Annotated in this window: 22 protein-coding genes; 4 read left to right on the top strand and 18 right to left on the bottom strand. The window is 37.1% G+C overall.

Annotated features, from left to right (window positions below):
- Positions 1–372: 372 nt before the first annotated feature.
- Positions 373–1,503, bottom strand: a complete 1,131-nt coding sequence (ald, locus tag MKX83_RS19485; protein WP_307318163.1) for an alanine dehydrogenase — start codon at positions 1,501–1,503, stop codon at positions 373–375.
- 175 nt (positions 1,504–1,678) lie between these two features.
- Positions 1,679–2,938 carry a PucR family transcriptional regulator gene (locus MKX83_RS19490; RefSeq protein ID WP_307318164.1) on the bottom strand — a complete coding sequence of 420 codons (1,260 nt, stop codon included), beginning with the start codon at positions 2,936–2,938 and terminating at the stop codon, positions 1,679–1,681.
- A 293-nt stretch (positions 2,939–3,231) separates the two neighbouring features.
- Here MKX83_RS19490 and MKX83_RS19495 point away from each other — a divergent pair, with 293 nt between their 5' ends.
- Entirely contained in the window at positions 3,232–4,617 is a 1,386-nt protein-coding gene (locus tag MKX83_RS19495) for an alanine/glycine:cation symporter family protein (protein WP_328197467.1), read from the top strand.
- 76 nt (positions 4,618–4,693) lie between these two features.
- Here the strand turns inward: MKX83_RS19495 and MKX83_RS19500 are convergent, their stop codons facing one another.
- Positions 4,694–4,927: a hypothetical protein gene (locus tag MKX83_RS19500; protein ID WP_095372053.1), complete on the bottom strand. Its 234-nt coding sequence runs from the start codon at positions 4,925–4,927 to the stop codon at positions 4,694–4,696.
- A gap of 179 nt (positions 4,928–5,106) precedes the next feature.
- Here MKX83_RS19500 and MKX83_RS19505 point away from each other — a divergent pair, with 179 nt between their 5' ends.
- Entirely contained in the window at positions 5,107–5,622 is a 516-nt protein-coding gene (locus MKX83_RS19505; protein ID WP_322910414.1) for a MerR family transcriptional regulator, read from the top strand.
- A gap of 424 nt (positions 5,623–6,046) precedes the next feature.
- On the opposite strand, the gene MKX83_RS19510 is transcribed toward MKX83_RS19505, so the two are convergent.
- Both MKX83_RS19510 and MKX83_RS19515 read right to left on the bottom strand, forming a co-directional pair.
- Complete coding sequence (locus tag MKX83_RS19510) at positions 6,047–7,363, bottom strand: Na+/H+ antiporter family protein (protein WP_095372051.1); 1,317 nt, start codon at positions 7,361–7,363, stop codon at positions 6,047–6,049.
- Positions 7,364–7,602: 239 nt separating this feature from the next.
- Positions 7,603–9,105 carry a leucyl aminopeptidase gene (locus MKX83_RS19515; RefSeq protein ID WP_341057258.1) on the bottom strand — a complete coding sequence of 501 codons (1,503 nt, stop codon included), beginning with the start codon at positions 9,103–9,105 and terminating at the stop codon, positions 7,603–7,605.
- A 206-nt stretch (positions 9,106–9,311) separates the two neighbouring features.
- Between MKX83_RS19515 and MKX83_RS19520 the strand changes: the two genes are divergently transcribed.
- Entirely contained in the window at positions 9,312–9,788 is a 477-nt protein-coding gene (locus MKX83_RS19520) for a divergent PAP2 family protein (protein ID WP_095372049.1), read from the top strand.
- 19 nt (positions 9,789–9,807) lie between these two features.
- Positions 9,808–10,602: a cobalamin-binding protein gene (locus MKX83_RS19525; RefSeq protein WP_341057263.1), complete on the top strand. Its 795-nt coding sequence runs from the start codon at positions 9,808–9,810 to the stop codon at positions 10,600–10,602.
- Between the two features lie 34 nt (positions 10,603–10,636).
- On the opposite strand, the gene MKX83_RS19530 is transcribed toward MKX83_RS19525, so the two are convergent.
- The 13 genes from MKX83_RS19530 to MKX83_RS19590 form a co-directional block, all read right to left on the bottom strand.
- The gene (locus MKX83_RS19530; protein ID WP_224938001.1) at positions 10,637–11,335 is read right to left on the bottom strand and encodes a 3D domain-containing protein; all 699 of its coding nucleotides are present in this window, start codon (positions 11,333–11,335) and stop codon (positions 10,637–10,639) included.
- Positions 11,336–11,594: 259 nt separating this feature from the next.
- Positions 11,595–12,089, bottom strand: coding sequence for a hypothetical protein (locus MKX83_RS19535; protein WP_341057267.1), 495 nt, complete (start codon positions 12,087–12,089; stop codon positions 11,595–11,597).
- Between the two features lie 129 nt (positions 12,090–12,218).
- Positions 12,219–13,124, bottom strand: coding sequence for a nuclease-related domain-containing protein (locus MKX83_RS19540; RefSeq protein ID WP_341057271.1), 906 nt, complete (start codon positions 13,122–13,124; stop codon positions 12,219–12,221).
- Between the two features lie 116 nt (positions 13,125–13,240).
- On the bottom strand, positions 13,241–13,564 hold the full coding sequence (locus MKX83_RS19545; protein WP_224938003.1) for a YuiB family protein: 324 nt from the start codon (positions 13,562–13,564) through the stop codon (positions 13,241–13,243).
- Between the two features lie 202 nt (positions 13,565–13,766).
- A complete protein-coding gene (locus tag MKX83_RS19550) occupies positions 13,767–15,191 on the bottom strand; it encodes a dihydrolipoyl dehydrogenase family protein (RefSeq protein WP_341057275.1) in 1,425 nt (474 codons plus the stop codon).
- Positions 15,192–16,400, bottom strand: a complete 1,209-nt coding sequence (locus MKX83_RS19555) for a dihydrolipoamide acetyltransferase family protein (RefSeq protein ID WP_341057278.1) — start codon at positions 16,398–16,400, stop codon at positions 15,192–15,194.
- Between the two features lie 18 nt (positions 16,401–16,418).
- Complete coding sequence (locus MKX83_RS19560) at positions 16,419–17,435, bottom strand: alpha-ketoacid dehydrogenase subunit beta (RefSeq protein ID WP_233435203.1); 1,017 nt, start codon at positions 17,433–17,435, stop codon at positions 16,419–16,421.
- Positions 17,436–17,437: 2 nt separating this feature from the next.
- Positions 17,438–18,499, bottom strand: coding sequence for a pyruvate dehydrogenase (acetyl-transferring) E1 component subunit alpha (gene pdhA / locus MKX83_RS19565; protein WP_095372041.1), 1,062 nt, complete (start codon positions 18,497–18,499; stop codon positions 17,438–17,440).
- Positions 18,500–18,513: 14 nt separating this feature from the next.
- On the bottom strand, positions 18,514–19,650 hold the full coding sequence (locus MKX83_RS19570; protein ID WP_322910420.1) for a Leu/Phe/Val dehydrogenase: 1,137 nt from the start codon (positions 19,648–19,650) through the stop codon (positions 18,514–18,516).
- 12 nt (positions 19,651–19,662) lie between these two features.
- Positions 19,663–20,058, bottom strand: a complete 396-nt coding sequence (locus MKX83_RS19575) for a thioesterase family protein (protein WP_095372039.1) — start codon at positions 20,056–20,058, stop codon at positions 19,663–19,665.
- Positions 20,059–20,762: 704 nt separating this feature from the next.
- Positions 20,763–21,419, bottom strand: coding sequence for a GntR family transcriptional regulator (locus tag MKX83_RS19580; RefSeq protein WP_095372037.1), 657 nt, complete (start codon positions 21,417–21,419; stop codon positions 20,763–20,765).
- Positions 21,420–21,593: 174 nt separating this feature from the next.
- Complete coding sequence (locus tag MKX83_RS19585) at positions 21,594–21,716, bottom strand: YuiA family protein (RefSeq protein ID WP_233435202.1); 123 nt, start codon at positions 21,714–21,716, stop codon at positions 21,594–21,596.
- Positions 21,717–21,880: 164 nt separating this feature from the next.
- A complete protein-coding gene (locus tag MKX83_RS19590; protein WP_341057285.1) occupies positions 21,881–22,369 on the bottom strand; it encodes an NUDIX hydrolase in 489 nt (162 codons plus the stop codon).
- Between the last annotated feature and the right edge of the window lie 38 nt (positions 22,370–22,407).

A 22,407-nucleotide genomic window follows, 5' to 3' on the forward strand; every position in this document is an offset into this window, starting at 1 on the left:
TCTATTACTAGACTAATTGGTACACAAGAAGAGGCAAAAAAATAAGATGATCAATAACAGAATGTGAAAAGATAAACCTTTCCGTACAAAGAATACAATCCATTTTTCTATTTTAATATTTTGAAGGAATTCGATTATCCCCTATATGTGTAACTAGAAAAATACAGCCCTATTAAATCCTTGAATGGTAAAGGGGCTCCTGAAGATACGTTAACCATCATAGCAAAAGAATACTAAATGAAGGCTATAAGAAAATCGCGTTCAACATGATTTAGTATCAACTGAACTACTCCTACAAATTCATACATCGTCTAATATATCATCCAAAAAGTAAAAAAACCTACCCCTATTAAGAGGTAGGAGAAAGTATCATTAGTTTGTTATTTCTTCATTTGCGAATGCTGCATCGACTTGAACATAATCATAACCTAAGTCCCTTGCGACTGCTTCATACGTTACATGCCCATTTACTACGTTTACCCCTAATTTCAATGCTGGGTTTTGTTCAACAGCTAGATGTGCACCTTTAGTCGCTATTTGTAATGCATAAGGAATTGTTACATTCGTTAATGCGATTGTTGATGTTCTTGGCACGGCACCTGGCATGTTTGCCACAGCATAATGCACAACACCATGTTTAATATATGTTGGATCATCATGTGTAGTTACATGATCAACCGTTTCAAGAATACCACCTTGGTCAACCGCAACGTCGATAACGACTGCACCAGGTTTCATCGTTTGAATCATTTCTTCTGTTACTAATTTTGGCGCTTTTGCTCCTGGAATGAGTACAGCACCAATTACAAGGTCAGCTTCTTTTACAGATTCAGCAATATTTAATGGATTAGACATTAATGTTTGAATGCTATTACCGAAAATATCATCAAGTTGACGAAGTCTTTCAGGGCTTAAATCAATGATTGTTACATCTGCACCAAGACCAATGGCCATTTTCGCAGCATTAATACCCACAACGCCCCCGCCAATAATCGTCACTTTTCCTCGAGATACACCTGGCACACCTGCAAGTAATATTCCTTGGCCACCGTTTGTTTTTTGTAAGAATTGCGCTCCAACTTGTGTAGCCATTCTACCGGCAACTTCACTCATTGGTGTTAATAATGGAAGTGTACGGTTCACTTCAACTGTTTCATATGCAATAGCCGTTACTCCACTTTTCACTAGCGCATCTGCCAATTCTGGTTCTGCTGCTAAATGCAAATAAGTAAACAATACTAGGCCTTTACGGAAATAGTCATATTCAGTTGGTAGCGGTTCTTTTACCTTCATTACCATCTCCGCTGCCCATGCTTCTTTTGCCGTGCCTACGATTTTCGCGCCTGTTAACTCGTAATCTTGATCTTGAAATCCACTTCCGAGTCCTGCAGTCGTTTCAATAAGTACTTCATGTCCAGCTTTTACTAATGCATCTACCCCCGCTGGTGTCATTGCTACACGGTTCTCGTTGTTTTTAATCTCTTTAGGTACGCCGATAATCATATCCTTTTGGCCCCTTCCATTTATTATATTAATTTTTAAGTATGAATAAATTGCATAGAATAAATTGTCAAATAATAAATGACAATTTTATGTTTCCCTATTGTCAGTATAATAATAGAATGTTGAAATGACTTTGTTTATATTTGAAAAATGAAAAAGCATCATTTGTGTAATTTCACAAACGATGCTTTTTTTCTATGTATTTGCGGATTTGCAGTTCTAAATACAAGGAAAATTTCTCATGTGTACTTTTAAAGTTCACATGAGTGAGTTCTGTAATTCTCTTCAAACGATAATTTAATGTATTAACGTGAACATGCAGGACTTTAGCAGCGTCATTTACATTGCTATCATTTAAAATAAAGGCCTCTAGCGTCATTAATAGCTCCGTTCGATGAGCATGGTCATAATCAATTAAACGTTGGATGACGGGATGTTCATATGCATCACGGCTTCTTATATCAAGAATGGCATCCAAATATTTAAAGACACCTAATTGGTGATAAGTATAGATTTCTTGCATTTCTTTCGGATATTGTGATTTTAAACGAAGTACTTCTAAGCATTCTGAATAGCGATCTTCAACATGGTCATAGGTCAATTTCAAACTACTGCTACCACTAATGATATGATCAATTTCAAACCTTACATACATTTGATTGATAACAAACTGTACAAACTCAGATAAATCTGTTTCATTTGCCTGTGTAGATGGCGGAGATGCTAGTAAGATAAAATCATTACCCATCGTTGCATAAAAAGTCATATGGATTTTTTGGCTCGTTGAAATGAGATAAATCATGCTTTGTTCTGTTTGCATGTCTATATCGTCAATAAAACGAAAAATAATGACAGCAGAGTGTAGAGATGGTTTGATATGAAAATCATCTAACTTGTCTATTACTTCTGCATGCTTGGGATATCTGCCAGTTAACAACTGCCAGAAAAAATCCTGATAGCTTTCTTCTCTTTTCTTTTTTTGACGATAAAGCTTCAACAATTCAATTCTTGCCGATTGAGCAGCCAGTTTTAGTAAATACATATCTTCTGCTGTAAGAGACTTATCTCGTTCGACCACCCAAATATAGCCAAGCACCTCTTCTTGATGCCTGATAGAGATTGCTACCCTATTCCCCAGCCCAATTTCTTTAATTTCTGGAATCTTTAATGGTTCAGCACTCCTTAATAATTGAGGTATAGCATCTGCTTTCCATAAACTATTTATTACCTTTTCGGGAACTTTTCTGCTAATAATCGTTGCAATTCTAGCCTGATCGGTTTGGTCATCATGCGTACTATAAGCTAATAACCGATGATTAGCATCTTCAATAGTAACTGGACATTCAAGAACATCTCTAATTTTATCCACAAATGTTTCTAAGTTATCAAATGATCGTTTAAATGGATCTTTCCCGTACTGTTTTTCTCTCCCCATTTCAAACCTCCAACTGCCTCTTTTTTTTATTATATCTAAACCTTTACATGCTGTCGAAAAGCTCTTTTTAAACTTATTGATTATTATAAATAGTTAAACTTTTTTAAAATTGATTGAAGTTATCCTTGTATAATTTTACAATAATAAGTATTCTTATAATTTTCCGTGCACTTCAATCATTTTATTAAGATAAAATGATTTTGGTTTATGCATTTAAGAAAGCGATTACATCTAAAAAAATATAGTATGGTATGATATTCAACTATAGAGAGGAAGATCCATCTGTGGACATTATGAACATACTTGAAAAAGTTAATTCCTTTTTGTGGGGAACCCCCAGTTTAATCTTATTGTTTGGGACGGGCCTACTTCTAACAATCATGCTTAAAGGTCGTACATTTACGAAACTCTATTATGCTTTTAAATTAGCATTTACAAAGGAAGGGAACGCTAAGGATACAAATGATGAAGGCGATGTAAGTAATTTCAAAGCGTTAATGACTGCATTGGCAGCAACAATAGGGAATGGAAACATTGCTGGAGTCGCCACAGCTATCACTTTAGGTGGACCAGGCGCCATTTTTTGGATGTGGATTGTTGGGCTTTTCGGGATGGCTACTAAATACGCGGAAGCCTTACTAGCAATGAAATATCGTGTAAAGAATAGCAATGGTGAATATTCAAGTGGACCCATGTACTATATTGAGAGAGGATTAGGAGCTAAGTTTAAATGGTTAGCCATTGCCTTTGCCATTTTTGGTGCTTTTGCCGCTTTAGGTATAGGGAATAGCGTGCAATCTAATACGATTGCTCAAGTAGCTAGTGAATCCTTTGGTATCAACAGTGTTATTACTGGCATCGTTTTAGCTGTTTTTGCTTCACTCATTATTTTTGGAGGCATTCAAAGGATTAGTACCGTCGCTGGATACTTTGTTCCCATTATGGCTTTTCTTTATATTGGTGGCGCCTTAATCATCATTGCGGTTAATTATGAAATGATTATTCCGTCATTTCAATTAATTTTTCATTATGCTTTTAATCCGATCGCAGCAACCGGTGGTTTTGTAGGAGTTGTCGTATCAGAGGCAATTAAAAATGGTGTCTCAAAAGGAATCTTTTCTAATGAAGCTGGTTTAGGTACTGCTGCTTTAATCGCCGGTAATGCCAAAACAGACCATCCTGTGAAGCAAGCACTTGTTGCTATGACAGGCACTTTCATTGTTACCATCATCGTTTGTACAATGACTGGACTTGTATTAATCATTACTGGTTTTTGGGATTATACAGGAGGATTACTTTCTGGCGTAACCCATGACCCTAATCTAGATGGTGGTGCATTAACGAGTGCAGCGTTCGCATCAGTATTAGGAACAGCAGGAGAATATATCGTCGCTTTTTCTGTTATCTTTTTCGGATTTACAACAATTGTAGGCTGGTATGTATACGGTGAGAAATGCTTTGAATATATAGCTGGGACAAAAGGAATTGCAGGCTACCGCGCGATTTATATTATTGCTTGTGCAGCTGGTGCAATGGTTAACTTAGCTACCGTTTGGGCATTTGCTGATATGGCTAACGCATTAATGATGATTCCGAACTTAGTTGGTCTACTCCTGTTGAGGAAAGTTGTTGTACAAGAAACAGACGAATTCTTCACACAACATTATAAAATAAAATAATTGCCTTCATTACTCAAGAAATAAGAGCCTCACAAATTGAATGATTTGGGGGCTTTTTTATTATTTACTTGTTCATTTAATAAAAGGCATTCTTCTTCTTTATGTTTTTAAAGATCTTATAATGAAATAAGAATTCCTTACAATATAATTCTTCGTTGTGGTCAAAATCATAAATATTTAGAAACTCGGATAATATATTTCGATCTGCCTCTAGCCATTGATAAGCAATCCATAATTTATACTTTAATTGTTCATATAAGTGGTAATGCCCTGACTCATGGAAGATGTCTTCTAATTCGTATTCTGTCATTTTACCTGTCCTCCCATCTGTTTTCTTCATTGTCCCCACTAAGAACGATTATTACTCAAAAGGTTGTAAAATATTCACTATCTTTGACGAAGCAACACTTGTTTTGTCAAACGTAAAGGAAAATATATTTCTTTAAGCGAATGCTTCTTAATAAAGTAATGATAAGGAGGAGATTACTTTTGAATACAGGCGCTGTAGCGAAACTACTCGGTGTATCCCAAAGTACTATTCAGCGATGGATAAAACAGCTAAATTTAAATATGACAAAAAATGAGCATGGCCATTATGCTTACTCAGAAGAAGATATTCAATTATTAAAAAGAGTTCATGATCAATTAAATACAGGTGTCCTTCTTCAAGACGTAAAAGTAACTAGCAAAAAAATTCGGCACGCCACTATATCTAGTCCACAGATATCTAATGATGAACTTAGCGCAAGAATGGATATGTTAGAACAACGCTTAAATGCAAAAGCAGATGATGTGACTTCTTATCAGTTGCTACATCATCGGCAGGAGTTAGAAGAATTACACGCAGAAATTGAACGTTTACATGAACGTATACACATACTTGAAAAGAAGAATTTCATGCAAGTGTCTCCTATTCCCTCTGACAGCCCTACTGCTAGTATCTTACCCAAAAAAAGAATAAAAAAGCGTAATATCCTTACAATGCTTTTCGGCATTAAATTTTAAACAAAATTGGTTCCTCCTCAGATTTGGTTGGAACCATCTTGTTATCCTTTATGCGGTTATGCTTAAAACGAATATCTGGTTCTAAAGATCGCGCTGGAAAACTAAAAGAAGATTGACTGAGGGTACTGATATTATGTCAATATCCTTTAATAGTTACTATTCATATCTTTTTGTTAAATCCTAGCTTCCTTTAGGTGTATATAGTGACATATGCAATGTTCGACTACATTTAGCTTTATGTGGCTTAGACTTTATTACTTTTTTATTTTTTACTTGGTTCTGCTTTGACGGTCAGATTTACAAACATTCTTAGTGTTCATTCATGAATCAGAAAACTTGACCTATATCCATTGCCTCAGGTCGAGTTCACAAAAATAAACCCAATCAAATATGATCGGGTTTAAATAATATTCGTTTATTCTTTTTATAATACCATTGCAGCAACCCAGCCAAATATAATGACAGGGATATTATAATGGATAAATGTTGGTACACATGTATCCCAAATATGATTATGATTACCATCCACATTCAAGCCCGATGTCGGTCCAAGTGTACTATCTGAAGCAGGAGAACCAGCATCACCTAAAGCAGCAGATGCACCAATTAACGCAATCGTAGCCATTGGACTAAATCCTAGCTCTAAACACAATGGCACAAAAATGGTCGTAATAATTGGGATGGTTGAAAAGGATGAACCAATACCAATCGTAACCAACAAGCCGACTAAAAGCATTAGTAATGCACCAAGAGCTTGATTATTACCTATCATCTCAGCTACATTCGACACAAGGACTTCAACATCCCCTGTTTCTTTCAGTACATCACCGAAACCAAATGCCGCGAGCATAACAAATCCGATAAATGCCATCATTTTCATTCCATCTGTTAATAAGCTATCTGCTTCAGCGCCCTTTATGGTCCCACTTAAATAGACAGTTATAATACCGGCCACTGCTCCCATAATCATTGAATCTAGTTGTATTTGTACAACTAACGCAATAATGATTGATAATACAGCAAATAAGACACCGCGCCTACTATAAGATACCGTTTCAGTTTCTATGATTTCTGATGATTGATGATAGTCTCGCGGTTTTCGATAAGATATAAATACGGCTATTATTAATCCAACAACCATACCTAAAGCTGGCAGTAGCATAGCTAGTGGTATTTGTTGCATATCAACATTCAAACCACTACTTGTCATATTGTCTGCTAAGATTTGGTGAAATATTTGGCCAAACCCTGCAGGGATAAGCATATAAGGAGTAACTAAACCAAATGTAAGAACGGAAGCAATCAGTCTTCTGTCTATCTTCAATTCATTCATCACTTTTAATAATGGTGGGACTAAGATAGGGATAAATGCAATATGAATAGGAATTAGATTTTGTGAGAAACACGCCATAATTAACAATGATAAAATGACTAATGTTTTAGATAATCCTTTCTTCCTTGTCTCTCCTTCTTTCCCTACCTTTTGAATAATTTTATCAACAAGGAGATTAGGTAGACCTGTACGAGAAATAGCAATAGCAAAGCCTCCTAATAAAGCATAACTAAGCGCTACTTCTGCACTGCCACCTAAACCATTTGTAAAGACTTCAATTGTGTTTGTTATACCAAGTCCACCTGTTAATCCTCCCACCAATGCACCTATAATAAGGGATAACACGACATTTACACGTAATAGACTTAGTATTAACATGACTAATACAGCAAGTAAAACAGCATTCATGATTAAAACCTTTCTTTCTATTTATTATTCGCTTTATTTTAGTAAAGTGTTAGAGTAATAAATTAACATACTCATTCAAGTTCGTCAAATAATGAATTTTTAAGAAAAGTGTCATAATTCCCATTCTTATTCATCATGTTATCGAAGGTTTCACCTTTGCAAATATGAGTTCTAAGGAGGAACAAAAAAGCATCTTAAGGAGCTTCTCATCCTTTAAGATGCTTTTAATGAATGGTTGATTACTTTACTTCAAATCTTTCTACAAGTAGAGCTAGTGTACGTGTCATTACACCTGTGGCACCAGCAGGACCTAATTCGTAAGGTTTATTTGTTGTAGATGTACCAGCTATATCCAAATGCACCCATGGTGTATCTTCCGCAAATTCTCCAATAAAGCCGCCTGCCATGATCGCATGGCCTTCTCTTCCTGGTGAATTGTTTAAATCTGCCACTGGGCTATTGCGAATTCTTTGTTTATCTTTTTCAAATAATGGGAGTCTCCACATCGCTTCACCTGCTTCGAATGAGGCTTCTAATACTTGTTCAAAGAAGGTTTCATGATTAGTAATCGCACCTGTTGTGTCTTCTCCTAAGGCAACAATAACACCTCCCGTTAAAGTAGCAACATCGACTAAATAATTGGCACCATGCTGTTTTGCGTACGTAATGGCATCAGCTAAAACGAGACGCCCTTCTGCATCTGTATTTAAGATCTCTATTGTTTTTCCACTTAATGAAGTAATAACATCATCTGGTTTAAAGGCAGATCCACTTATCATATTATCTGTTGATGGAATAACGGCTAATACATTCTGTTCTGGTCTTAACTCCCCGATGATTTCCATCGCACCCAGAACGGCTGCTGCTCCGCCCATATCTGTTTTCATTCCAACAATCCCTGTTTTCGGTTTTATCGAGTAACCACCAGTATCGAAGGTAATTCCTTTTCCAACTAAACTAATGACATCTTCCCACTGATCTTTCCCTTGATATTTTAGAACAATCATTTTCGGTGGCTCTGTCGAACCTTGATTGACAGCTAACAGCGCACCCATCCCAAGCTCTAACATTTCTTTCTTATCTAGTATTTCTATTTCAAAATCATATTTATTAGCTAACTCAATCGCATACTCTGCCATTGTTGTTGCTGTTAACATATTCCCAGGCATATTCACTAAAGTTCTTGCAGAGTTTGTTCCCTTACCATAGGCATAACCAACTGTTAAAGCAGATAAAACATCTTCTCTATTTTCAGTCGTATAGGCTGTGATTTTATCAATTGTCTTTTCATGTTCATTTGACTTTTGTTTATATCCCTCAAAACGATAGGTAGCAAGGGTATATGCTTCACTAACTGCATGACCAACATCGAGGGCATCAAGCTGATCGGCAACCGTAAATGTGTCTAAAAAAACAGCTACTTCCGAAAGTTTACTTTTTTGAATTTCTTTAAAGGCTAATCCTATCGCTTCTTTTAATTGATTGAATTGTAATGTCTTTTTCTTACCTAGCCCCACAAATAATAATCTCTTTGCACCAATTTTATTGAAGGTATGTACTTTACTTACTGATTTTAACTTCCCTGATATATCACCTTGCTTAAGAAAATCATTCATTTGTCCTTCAAATTTTTCGTCCAGAGAAGATAATGCATCTTTTATTATATTCGGTTCATCGAACAAACCGATGATTAAAACTTCATGAGCTGAGTCATAAAGATTTTCTTTTTTAACTGTAAACATGTTAACACCTCCATAAGATATATAATCATTATATCTAATCTTTCACATTATTTCGACTAGCTAACTTTATCGTCTAAAAAGATCTGATTTTCAAATCAAAATGTTTTGTGCTAATCTGTTACTAATAGAAAATCCTTCCTTATAGTAATAATTAATTAAAATTAAACACGAACAAAGAATACAAACATCGATAAGGTGGTTAAATAATGGAATTATTTTTGAACTTTCCTCTTTGGTCAGCATTAGCTGCCATTCTCTTTGCACAATTTGTAAAAGTCCCTATTACCTTTTTTGCTACAAGAAAGCTAGATTGGTCACTGTTAACAAGTACAGGAGGGATGCCAAGCTCTCACTCTGCTGCCGTTACAGCTTTATCGACAGGGGTGGCCATCGAGGCAGGATTAGATTCAGTTCCCTTCGCAATATCAGCCATGTTTGCTATCATTACTATGTTTGACGCAACCGGAGTTCGAAGGCAAGCGGGTGAACAAGCCATTGTGCTTAATCAGCTTGTCAATGACTTTAACCGTTTTGTCGATGAAGCGAAATCATGGCCCAAAAAGCCAGACCAAGTAAAACGTAAAGAATTGAAAGAATTATTAGGCCATAAACCAGTAGAAGTGTTTTTTGGAGGATTAACAGGTATTTTATTAACATTACTCTTATATGCATTGATATTTTAAGATATTGGAGGTTTCAATCATGCGAGTCGCCTCTCTTTGCCCTAGTAATACAGAAATTCTCGCCTACTTAGGATTAACCGATCAACTTGTCGCTGTTGATGATTACTCTGATTGGCCAGCAGCAGTAAATACTCTACCAAAGCTGGGGCCAGACCTCTCTATAGATATGAACGCTGTAGAAAAGGCTAAACCAGACCTTGTGCTGGCATCCTTAAGTGTACCGGGAATGGAAAAAAATATTCTAGCATTGGATGAACGAGGCATTCCCTACATAACATTAAATCCACAAAGCTTAACAGATATAGAAAATGACTTAATCACTGTAGCCACAGCCCTAGGTGAAAAAGAAGTCGGCATGCAGGCCGCAGCAAGCTTTCATGAAGAAGTAATGAACTTAAAAAAGTTAGCTAAACAGGTGAAAAACCCTCTCTCTATTTATTGGGAATGGTGGCCAAAGCCAGTTTTTACACCTGGAGGTACAAACTGGCTAACTGAAATTAGTGAACTTGTGGGCGGCAAAAACCTTTTCGCATTTAAAGAACAAGCAAATATCCAGACAGACTGGGACACCATCCGTTCGCAAAATCCTGATGTCATTTGTTTAGCCTGGGTAGGTGTAAGACAGGAAAAAGTGAATCCAGTCATTTTACAGAAACGTCCAGGTTGGTCAAATATGGATGCAATGAAAAACAATAACGTTTATGTCCTAGAGGAAGAATTGTTTTGCCGTCCTTCACCAAGATTATTCGAAGGGGCAATCAAATTGGGGCAGTTATTACATCCGAAAATATATTCTTCTCCACTAAAAAAGTAATGGGTACTCATCCCCCATTACTTTTTTAGTTTAGTTATTCTTTTGTATACTGCTGTCTAAATACTTGTAGTGATTCCGTTTCATTTAACTCTTGTAAATCTTCTTCAGTTAACGTACCATCACCGATTGATATTACATAAACATCCAAAGTTTTCTTCCCCCAAGAATTATATACATCATCTACTGTTTCATAATATAAGTCCAATTTATTTCCTTTAATGGCGCCACCTTTGTCAGCAACTACGCCAAACCCATAATCAGGAATCCACAGTATCGTACCAATGGGGAAAACAGTTAAATCTGCAGCAATCGTAGAATATAAATCCCTTTTCACCTTTACACCAGAATATGTAATACCAAATTCAGGATGACCAGGATTTTTACCTGTCGACTCATAATAGGCCGTATATCCGGTTGCGATAACTTCCTTAGTGTCGTATTGTGACCAATCCCAATCATTCAAAGAAGGTGGTTCCTCAGCAACTGTGCTTGCTGATAATTTCAAGTGATCTGCTTCCAAAGTCTTATTTAAATCTTTAAAGGCCAGTCCAATCGATTTTAAAGCATGTTTGAAAGATAGGGTAGATCCCTCTCCTTCATTAGCTTGTTCACTCATATAATCAATCACTTGCTTTGCTTCTACACCTGAAATCGTTTGGAATGTGGATAATAAAGCGAAAGAAAACGCTACAGCTATCACCATTCTTTTCGCCCATTTTTTTATATCATACATCAGTTAATCACTCCTCCCAACAATAGTCATTTCCCTTAATTCAAGGTAATATTCATTTTTTTTAGAAAGAAGCTAAACATACGGTCCTATAATCAAATAAAACCCTTATGAAAATTCAATATTCTTCATCATTTGATAGCTAACTAATAACCGCTTGGACTTTCATATCAAAAAAACCAAGAGATTCACTCTCTTGGTCCAATAGCTTTCTGCTCGAATCCTTCTACTTTTTCTTTGATCATGGGGGTTTTTGACGTGTTTATGCATGAATCCTACCACTTTTTTCTTCGGTCACGGATTTTTGACGCGTTTTCGCCTGAATCCTACCATTTTTCTCTTCGGTCACGGAATTCTGACAGGTTTTCGCCTGAATCCTACCACTTTTTTCTTCGGTCACGGATTTCTGACGCGTTTTCGCCTGAATCCTATCACATTTTCCTTCGGTCACGGATTTTTGACGCGTTTTCGCCTGAATCCTACCATTTTTCTCTTCGATTACGGATTTTTGGCGCGTTTTCGCCTGAATCCTATCATTTTTTTCTTCGGTCACGGATTTCTGACAGGTTTTCGCCTGAATCCTACCATTTTTTTCTTTGGTCACGGATTTCTGACGCGTTTTCGCCTGAATCCTACCATTTTTTTCTTCGGTCACGGATTTCTGACAGGTTTTCGCCTGAATCCTACCACTTTTTTCTTCGGTCACGGATTTTTGACGCGTTTTCGCCTGAATCCTACCATTTTTCTCTTCGGTCACGGATTTTTGACACGTTTTCGCCTATACACTACCAAATTTCTCTTCGATCACGGAATTCTGACACGTTTTCGCCTGAACACTACCAAATTACTCATCAACCACGCATGTTGAAGCAATCCTTGCATTGTTCTATTTTCTTTCATAATAAATACCTCGGCCACTTCCTTTTAAGGAATAATTGTTTAGGAGGACTCTTCGAATAGTTGATTTGCTTATGATCCCATTACACCAATTAAATATGACTTGGTTCGTTACTTTCAAAGCAGGAAAAAGAATGGAAAAATCATGAATCAGATCTAACAATGCATTTCCTAAGGAACACTGACTTTTACACGTAGGGCAGATGACCCGATTAGCTTTCCTTTCCATCTTATTCCTACATTTGTTACAAAATAGCCCTTTGGCTAATTCCTGATATGTATACTTCGGGATGACGAACAATGAAGACTCGGTTTGATGGGTTAATAAAGTTTGAATAATCTTTGTATGATGGGTTGTGGGGGTGTGACGCATTTGGCTTAAATTTCTTATTAGATTTGGGATTTGTGGGGGAAGAATGAGATTCTTTCTTGGCTTAGAATCATACAGCATAAATTCAGGGTTTACAAAAACCAACAAATAATCAAAGGTTAGTTGTAAATGATGTTGATCTACAAATTGTCGAATCAGTGTTTGATTCCGTTCTATTTGAATCAATGGATTTTTTATTTCTTTATTTGAATGATACCAATGCCCATCTTTTATCGTAAAGTTACCGCTAAAATTTTTAGTCTCAAAAAAAGTAATATGATGCTGGTGAACCATGAGTGCATCTATCTGAAAAATCGTATGATTACTTTTTAGCGTGAGGTCAAATAGAATAGGAATCTCAGAAGGAAAGCCGTTTAAATATTCTCGCCACCTTTTTTCTCCTTCGTAACCTTTAAGCAATAAGTGAAAGTATTGTTTTTCATCGAGTGAAAATTCCTTTCGCACACTCAGTGCACGTAAAAATTGGAGCTGATGTGAGGGATTCAGGGGGTTAATAATGGCCATGATGTACCGCCTTTCTTTTTACATTATAAAAGATTCCATCACAATAAACGACATTATTTTAAAATACAAAAAACTCTACTTTAATATGTAGTAGAGTTTCTTTCCCTATGTATAGATTAAAACATACGATATCCTCTTTTGCGGAGCATGTTAATGACTATGCCAGCAACAATGGCACCAACAAAGCCACTGCTCAAGATGAGAATATCAGCTAATTGGAGGCTCGTGATTTCCGTCCAAAGACTAGAAAAGGCAGCACGAGTGTCATTAAAGTATTCAATGAGTCGAACCTTATCAATAATCCTAATAACGACAATTGGATAAACAATTGCCATGATCCATGACATTCTTAAAAGCATATTTAATATAAAACCAATTCCGAAAAACAAAACAAAAAAGAGTAACATAGAAATCGGCAATACGAAAATGGTCATTTGCATTCAGCTTGTCCTCCCTTGCACATCAATATTAAGTTTACTGAAACTTCTCTCTATGCGTCAACATGTTCTTACAATAGAAATGACAAAAAATAAAGATTTTTCTACTTTAAAGTTAAATTTCTACCTTTAAATAGCATTGAAAATGTAAAAAAGCTAGAAGTGCCCATCGAGTACGCACTCCTAGCTTCATTATGATTACTGTTCACACATTAACAGATTTTTTCTCATTCGGTTTCATATGAATCGCGCGGTTATTCAAGCCCTCAATAGCTTCTAAAATGGTTTCGTTAAAACTCGGGTGAGGGTACAGTGGGAAATTTAAGTCTTCGTCACGACCAACGAGTTCCATGGCTGTGACTGCTGTACTAATTAATTCAATAGCTGAAGAACCAATGGCATGAAAGCCGAGTAGCACATCATTATCTGCATCTTTAATAATTTTCATGATGCCACTTTTTTCACTAGTCACCATCGCATAGCCATTGCCGCTATAATTGAATTGACTAACAGCAATGTTTAACCCTTTTTCTTTTGCTTCTTGTTCTGTCATCCCCACTGTCGCAAGAGGTGGTATTGTATGGGCAACTGATGGCATTAAGCTTAAATCCACTTCACTATTCAAGCCAGCTATCCTCTCAGCGACCACTTTTCCTTCTTTAATTGACTTAACAGCCGATTGCCCGCCACCCGTGACATCACCAATAGCGTATATTGTCGGTATATTTGTTTGTAATTGCTGGTTTACTTTAATAAAACCATCAGTTGTACATTCCACACCTATTCTTTGTAAATCGAGGGTCTTGATATTCCCATGATGCGTTCCTTCCATAAATACATGACTACCTTCACATGTGATCTCCTGGTCTGATTTAGATAACTTCAGCTGCAAGAGAGTATGACTTTCTTTTATATCTATTAATTGATAATCACGGTATACTTTGATTTTTTGCTTCTTTAATAATCGCTGTAACTCCCTATTAATACTTTCATCAAAGGAGAAATTTTCTTTATTTAAAATGAGGGTTACATCTGCACCAAGTTGACGATAAGTAAAGGCCGCTTCTAATGCAATATAACTATGACCATAAATGATAAGATGAGGAGGAATCTCCGTTAACCGATAAAGTTCAGCTTCTGTTAGGATTTTGGCAGAGCGATACTCTGTTGGTATTTCAGCAGTGCTTCCGGTCGCTATAATGACTTTCTCAAAATCATATAAATCAAAATGATGAGACATTTCAATACCTAAACGCTTTTGATTTATAAATTGAGCCTTGCCACGAATTAACTCAATTTGGTTTGCTTTACAAAGTTCTTCTACCCCTTTACGCAACCGTTCAATTGTCATATTCTTATAATCATTTAACGATTCAATAGCAAAAGTAGGTTCATCAATAGCAAAACCAAAAGAAGCATAATGCCCTAGCGCTTCTAACTTCTTTGCAGCTTGCGCGTAAACCTTTGAGGGTATACAACCTGAGTTCAGGCAAACACCGCCCAATTCATTCTGTTCAACTAAAGTTACCTTCAACCCTAATTGAGCTGCTCGAATCGCCGCGTTGTATCCTCCAGGACCGCCTCCAATAATGATTAAATCCCGCTTTTCAGCGAATTCGCCTACAACCATTTAAATCAGCTCCACTAATAGTTTTGTTGGTTGTTCAATTAATTCAATGAAACGGTTAGAAAAAGCAATTGATTGCGCACCATCTATGACGCGATGATCAAAAGAGATAGAAATATTCATGATAGAACGAATAACGATTTCATTTTTAGCATTTACTACCGGTTTTTTCTTCACTGCATGGAAGGTAATAATACTTGTTTCAGGATGATTGATAATTGGCGTTGCCCCTGTCCCGCGGCCAAGGGGGCCAACATTATTAACTGTAAAAGTTCCACCCTTCATATCACCAGGAGTTAGCTTACCTTCTTGTGCTTTTTTCGTTAACGATTTCATCTCCTCATGGATCGCCCGGACTGACTTTTGATTAGCTTGGTGAATGACCGGTACCATTAAACCTTCTTTTCCTTGTGTCGCCACACCTATATGATAATCCTTTAACAACCGAATGACACCTGCTTCTTCATCTAATCTTGCATTAAATAATGGGTGTTCTTTTAAGCAGATAACAACTGCTTTCAAGAAAAATGCGGCTGGAGAGAGGCGATCACCTAAATCCTTTAATTCATTTCTTGCTTCTAATAATTGGGTGACATCAACCTCATCATAATGCGTAACATGAGGAATTGTTTGTAGAGAATGACTCATTCGTTGAGCGATGACTTTTCTAATTCCTGTAAAAGGAATAGTCTCCTCTAATTTTGTTGTTTCTACTTGTGGCTCTGTTCTCTCTTTTTTCGTTTCTTTAGCACTATATCCTTCCACAAATTGATACACATCATCATCCATTACTCTTCCCGATGGTCCTGTACCAACAATTCTTTCTATATCTATATTTAGATCTCTTGCAATTTTTCTTGTATAAGGTGCTGCAAGTATACGTTGATAGCGATTCCCATTCGCTTCAGCAATAACTTCTTTTTCCTTACGCGGTGGAACGGTTTCAATCACTACTTCTTCTCTCTTTGCAAGGCTCTGTCCATTATCGATTGTCATAATCACCGTTCCAACCGTAACGACTTCTCCTGTTTGAAAAGGAATGGAGGTGATGACACCAGCTGAGGGAGCAGGGATTTCAGCCACCATTTTATCTGTTTGTAGTTCAACCAATGGCTGATCTATCTCTACTGTATCTCCTTCTTTGACAAAGTAATGGATAATCTCTCCTTCTGTCATTCCTTCACCTATATCGCTAAATTTCACATCAGTCATATCATCTCACCCTCCCCTCTAAAATGTGTAAGCTTTACGAATTGCTGTCTCTACTCGTTCTGTTGATGGTAAATAATCATTCTCCAAAGAAAATAATGGCACAGGTACATCGAAGCCAGTCACTTTCTCCACTGGTGCTTTCAAATATAGAAAAGAAGTATCATTTATTATAGAAATAATTTCGCTACCTAACCCGCCTGTCTCATGCCCTTCATGAACAATGACAACTCTCCCTGTTTTTTGCACAGAATCAGCAATCAAGTCACGGTCTAGTGGGTAAAGGCTTCTTAGATCAATCACATCACAGGAAATACCGTCTTTTTTCATTTTTTCACTAACTTTCATGACTAATGGAATCATTGCACCCCAAGCAAAAATGGTGACATCATTGCCTTCTTGCACACGAGTGCCTTTGCCTATTTCAATTCGATAATCACCCGTAGGTACTTCTTCTCTACTTCCACGGTATAGACGCATCGGTTCTAAAAAAAGGACGGGATCTGGGTCATCTACTGCTGCTAACAATAAACCTTTTGCATCATAAGCGTTAGATGGGCACACGACTTTTATTCCTGGTAAATGTGTAAATAATGCTTCGACACTTTCCGAATGGATTTCTGGTGAGCGGACTCCTGCACCGTATGGAGCGCGAATCACCATGGGAATATGATATTGACCGAGTGTACGCATACGCATTCTTGTCACATGAGTCGCAATTTGTTCAAATGCTGGATAGATAAAACCGAGAAATTGAATTTCGACGACTGGTTTTAGTCCCGCTAACGCCATCCCTACAGCTGTTCCGACGAACCCTGCTTCACTTAGTGGTGTATCGATGACTCTTTTTTCGCCAAAAGTCTCCTGTAAACCATCAGTTGCTCTAAACACACCCCCATTGCGTCCAACATCTTCACCCATAATAATCGTGTTTTGATCACTGTCTAGCATCGTCTTTAATCCATCCGTGATTGCTTGGATCATCGTCAACGACTGACTTGTTGCTTTCGTTTTTATTATTTCATTTGACATGACCATGATTATCGATTCCCCCCAATCAAGCCTAATTGTTCTTTTTGCCTTGATATCGTCCAAGTAGGTTCTCTAAAGACATGATCAAACATGTCGTCTGTGTTAGCAGCAGGTGCATTTTCCATTTTCTCTACAGCTGCCTCTATCTCCTTACGTATATCAGATTGAATACTCTCTACCCACTCTTCACTCCAAAATCCGCGAAATTGCAAATGCTTTTCCAGCCGAAGAAGAGGATCCTTCGCCTCTTTTTGACGATTGATTTCTTCCTGATCACGATATTTCGAAGGGTCATCTGCTGTTGTATGTGCCCCAAAACGAATAACAACTGCTTCAATAAGCGTTGGTCCCTCCCCTTTTCGCGCCCGTTCTAAAGCTTCTTTCACTGCATAATGTACAGCAAAAACATCCATACCATCTACCCGCACACCCGGTATCCCATAAGCAACAGCTTTCTGTGCAATCGTTTCGGAATTCATCTGTTTTTCAATAGGTAACGAAATAGCGTAACCATTATTTTGATTAAAGAAAACGACTGGTGCCTTAAATACACTTGCTATATTTAAACCCTCGTGAAAATCACCTTCAGAGGTAGCACCATCTCCAAAATAAGCAATGGCAGCGTTGTCAGTTCCTTTATACACCTCCGCTATTGCAGCGCCTGTAGCATGTGGTAAATGGGTAGCTATTGGTATGGAAGCTGGCATAATTCGCTTTTCTTTTGATGGTAAACAACCTTCAATTCTACCATTCCAATGAAGGAGCATCCGATCTAAATCTGCACCAAATGTGAGAGAGGCACCGTGATCACGATAAGTAGGAAACATCCAATCATTTTCTGATAGTGCCAGTGCGCTTCCTACTTGTGCTCCTTCGTGACCTGGAAAAGGCACATACGTACCAATCCTCCCTTGACGCTGCAATGCAACCCCCTTCTGGTCATAGGTGCGTATACGCAACATGTGATAATAAAATTCCTTTACTTTTTCCTCATTGAATTCTTCTTCATGTGACTTGTTAACCCATTCCCCGTTCTCATCGATCATTTGATATAGTGGATAACTTTCCATAGTAATGCCTCCCATCATTTAAAATCCCATTTAGGTCTTACATTCCGAGAGAAAAAGTTGCTTCTATGTTGCTGTTCTTTCATCTGTCTTTGTAGACGATCTTGGGCGGCTTCTACTGTGTTCTTTCCAGTTGTAGCAGATTCTCGATATAATTGTAGTAAGGTATGATAAATCGTTCTTGTTTTTTGCAATACTCGCTCTTTACTTGGTCCATATAATTCATCTGCTACTTGAATGAGCCCCCCAGCATTCACAATATAATCAGGAGCGTATAGGATACCCTTATCATGTAAAAGAGCGGCGTCAGAAGAATGTGCCAGTTGGTTATTAGCAGATCCGACAATGGCATGGACTCTTAATTCGCTGATGGTTCTTTCGTTTAACACTCCACCCATTGCACATGGAATGAAAATATCGGCCGATACGCGGTAAATCTCTAGATGATCAACTACTTGCACATTACCTCTTAACGTTTCTGCCTTTTCTACAAGTTCTGCTATTGCCTCTTGATTAATATCTGTAACAAACACATCACCACCAGCTTCAAGCAGTGATTCTGCAATCTTCATCCCAACTTTGCCTAATCCTTGAATACTGTATGTGCGCCCTTCCAAAAGGTCTGTACCATGTAAATAATGATTAGTTGCCTGTATAGCATAAACAACCCCTTGAGCAGTAGGGATGGACGAATCCCCTCCACCTCCATATGCTTCAGGTATCCCATTAATGAATCGCGTTTCTTTTGAAGCATGGACAAAGTCCTCCATCGTTGTTCCCATATCCGTTCCTGTATAAAATCTACCATTCAATGAATCTACAAATTGACCAAAAGCACGAAATAAGGCAGGTGATTTATCCTTTTTCGGATCACCAATAATGACTGCCTTACCTCCTCCAAAATCAACATCTGCTGCTGCACATTTTGCTGTCATGCCTTCAGCTAAACGTAAAGCGTCTTCTAAGGCGGCATCCATATTTTCATAAGGGTACATCCGCGTTCCACCAAGAGCTGGACCTAATGTGGTATTATGAATGGCTATAATTGCTCGTAAACCTGTACTCGGGTCATTACAAAAGACTACTTGTTCATGATTAGCCATCTTCTTAAAAATATCGTTTCCTACTTCTTGAGACTGATTAAGCTTCTCCATCCTTGCTCCCCCTTAATTGTTGGTAGCTAAAACTTTCTTCGCAATTACTTCTTTCGGAAGAACCGCTTGTTTGACTTCTCCTCTACCAATTAGTCCAAGTTCATTCATCACAATAACCTCCGTTACTAAAGAACGTTCCGTAATTGTCGTAACGGTCGCTGTTAAAGTCACTTTAGAATTTTCCCCAGATGGTGCCACATGTTGCATGTGGACAGCTGCCCCCATTCCCTCTTCATGATCCTCAAGAAACGGAAGAAGGATTTTTCTAGAAACCCACTCCATGTGATACACCATGGATGCAGTTGAATAGACGGGATGAACAACTTCTCCGTCGAACTGCGCAAACATATCCTTTGTGATATTAATTGTCATTACTTCTGATAGACCAATATGTAATCCATCCTTCATTGCTACACACCACCCTTTTTGTATGCGCTTTCATTGTAGTAACAAAAGAAAATTACCCATGTTAAAATATTTACACCACACCACACTTCTGAATTTTCTTTATATTTCGGATATTACAACATTTTCTATTTTTAGTCAACGGAAAACAGTTAACCAACATACCTCTTCATTTAATATTCGCCTTGTTTGACTTGAAAGAGCGATATGAAATGAAGCTGAAATTGCTCTACCTCATACATAGTTTATGTAAAAAAAGGGTGAAAAAGACATACTCACTTTGTGCATTTAAACAAGTAAGGATAACGCAACAACAGGAAGAAGAAGTAGTAGAAAACTTCATCACTTTCAGTTACAGAGGAGGTATATATGCGTTTGTTGCTAGAACAAATATTAGCCAGCTCGAATGTGGGGATGAATTTAGCTATAGGCGGGATCATGTGTACACTATTTTTATGAATGAATAACCTAACTAAGTTAGTAAAAGGAATGGGAAATTACCATTGAATTCTCTATAATGACCTTCTCTCAAAAGAAATATATGGTCGTCACTACAAAGAAGAGCACACCATACGGGAGACTTTACAGATAAAATAAACAAGCTGACTTGTCTCACCAGTGTTACAATCAAACCTTTAAACTTAGAATCTGCCTTAATAATCAAACAAAGCTACTCTATGTAGGGCTCTACTTAGAGTAGCTGATCTTTATTTAGACACGCTTTTATCAATATGCATAAGGACACCATCAAGCCCTTTTCTGATATGCTGTCTGATATATTCTTGTGCTCCTTTTTCATCACCGCTAAATAATAAGTCTATAATTCTTTCATGTTCTTCTACTAACGTAGGATAGAAGTTTTCCTTTACCATATTACTACGCATATAATGAATCTTTGCCCGAATCATTTCTAATAACTCTGTTAACTGTTTATTCTTTGAGGCATAAATGATAATATCATGAAAGGCTTGGTCGAGCTTACCGAGTTCGATTATATCTTTCTTTTCATTTGCCTGATAACTAGCTATTAAATTCTCCTGTAACTTTTCTTTCTCATTCTCTGAAATATTATGAATAGCTAAGCTGATCGCAAGAGCTTCTAAACTTTCTCTACATTGGAAAAGATCTATTACATCTTGAACCGTCGGTGTATAAACCTTTACATAGCCATCATTATATACAAGGAGACCATCTTGAATGAGCATTCGAATCGCTTCTCTAACGGGTCCTCTACTTATGCCTAATTTACTTGCCGCTTTTGCTTCTACAATTCTCTCAGAAGGTTGATATACCCCTTCAAGAATTTCGCTCTTAATTATATGATATGCCTGTTGATGCAGAGATTCAGGTTTAACGATACGCATAAATTGCAACCTCCATTACAAACTTCGCCAATTACTAAACTTTATTATAGCAGAATTTTATTTAAAAATTTTGATATTTGATAGCATGATGAGATAATTCTACTGCATTTTAACAAAATTAAAAGCGCTCTAGAATTTAGAGCGCTATCATTACACCTTATTCAGTTGCTATATTTATTTTTCATGTTTACCAGAACCACCGCAACAAGCACATGTTTCCGATCCTCCAAGGATCAGTTGGAAATACCCTTGACCTGCACAATAGATACAAACTTTAGATTCATTTTTTACTGTCATGTTGTTCATCTCCCTTGGAATAATTGAATTTTCTGATAATAACTAAATAATACAGAAAAATATCAAAAATGGAAAGGTTCAAAAAACAGTAAAAACCCTTTATGTAAACGCATACAAGCATTATTATCTTTCTTATGCTTTAAATTATGCAATATATCACGAGGTTACAAAAATAATTTATAAGAAGTGTAACCAAATTGATCTCCAGGATTAATGCCATCAATTAATGTTTTGTTGTTATGATTGAGGCTCTCCCATATATACTGAATCATGACTGAAGTTGGTTGATGACGAATAAGTTCCAGTGGATCCATAAATTGGACATCATCTAATTCTTTGTCTTCTATTACAATTGCCTGATTTGTATCAGCTTCCAAAAGAAAAATGATCATATTATCGCTAATTTCACTTTTGATTACACCCGTACGAAGACCTATCATCTCTTTCACACGACAAGCTAGCCCAGTTTCTTCCTTCACTTCTCTAATTATTGCCTCATCTGCTGTTTCATCTTGCTCTACAAAACCGGCAGGTAATGACCATTTCCCTTTTAAACCACCGTATTTCTTGTTTACAACTAACCATTCATTCTTTTCATTGATTAAAAGACCACTAACCCCAAGCCATACTTTACCTCTATCGACTTTTCCCATTTTATCCCTCCTTAGATGAATTAATCTATAAAAAAAAG

It is taken from the genome of Cytobacillus sp. FSL M8-0252 (assembly GCF_038007345.1).
Taxonomy (GTDB): Bacteria; Bacillota; Bacilli; order Bacillales; family Cytobacillaceae; genus Cytobacillus; species Cytobacillus kochii.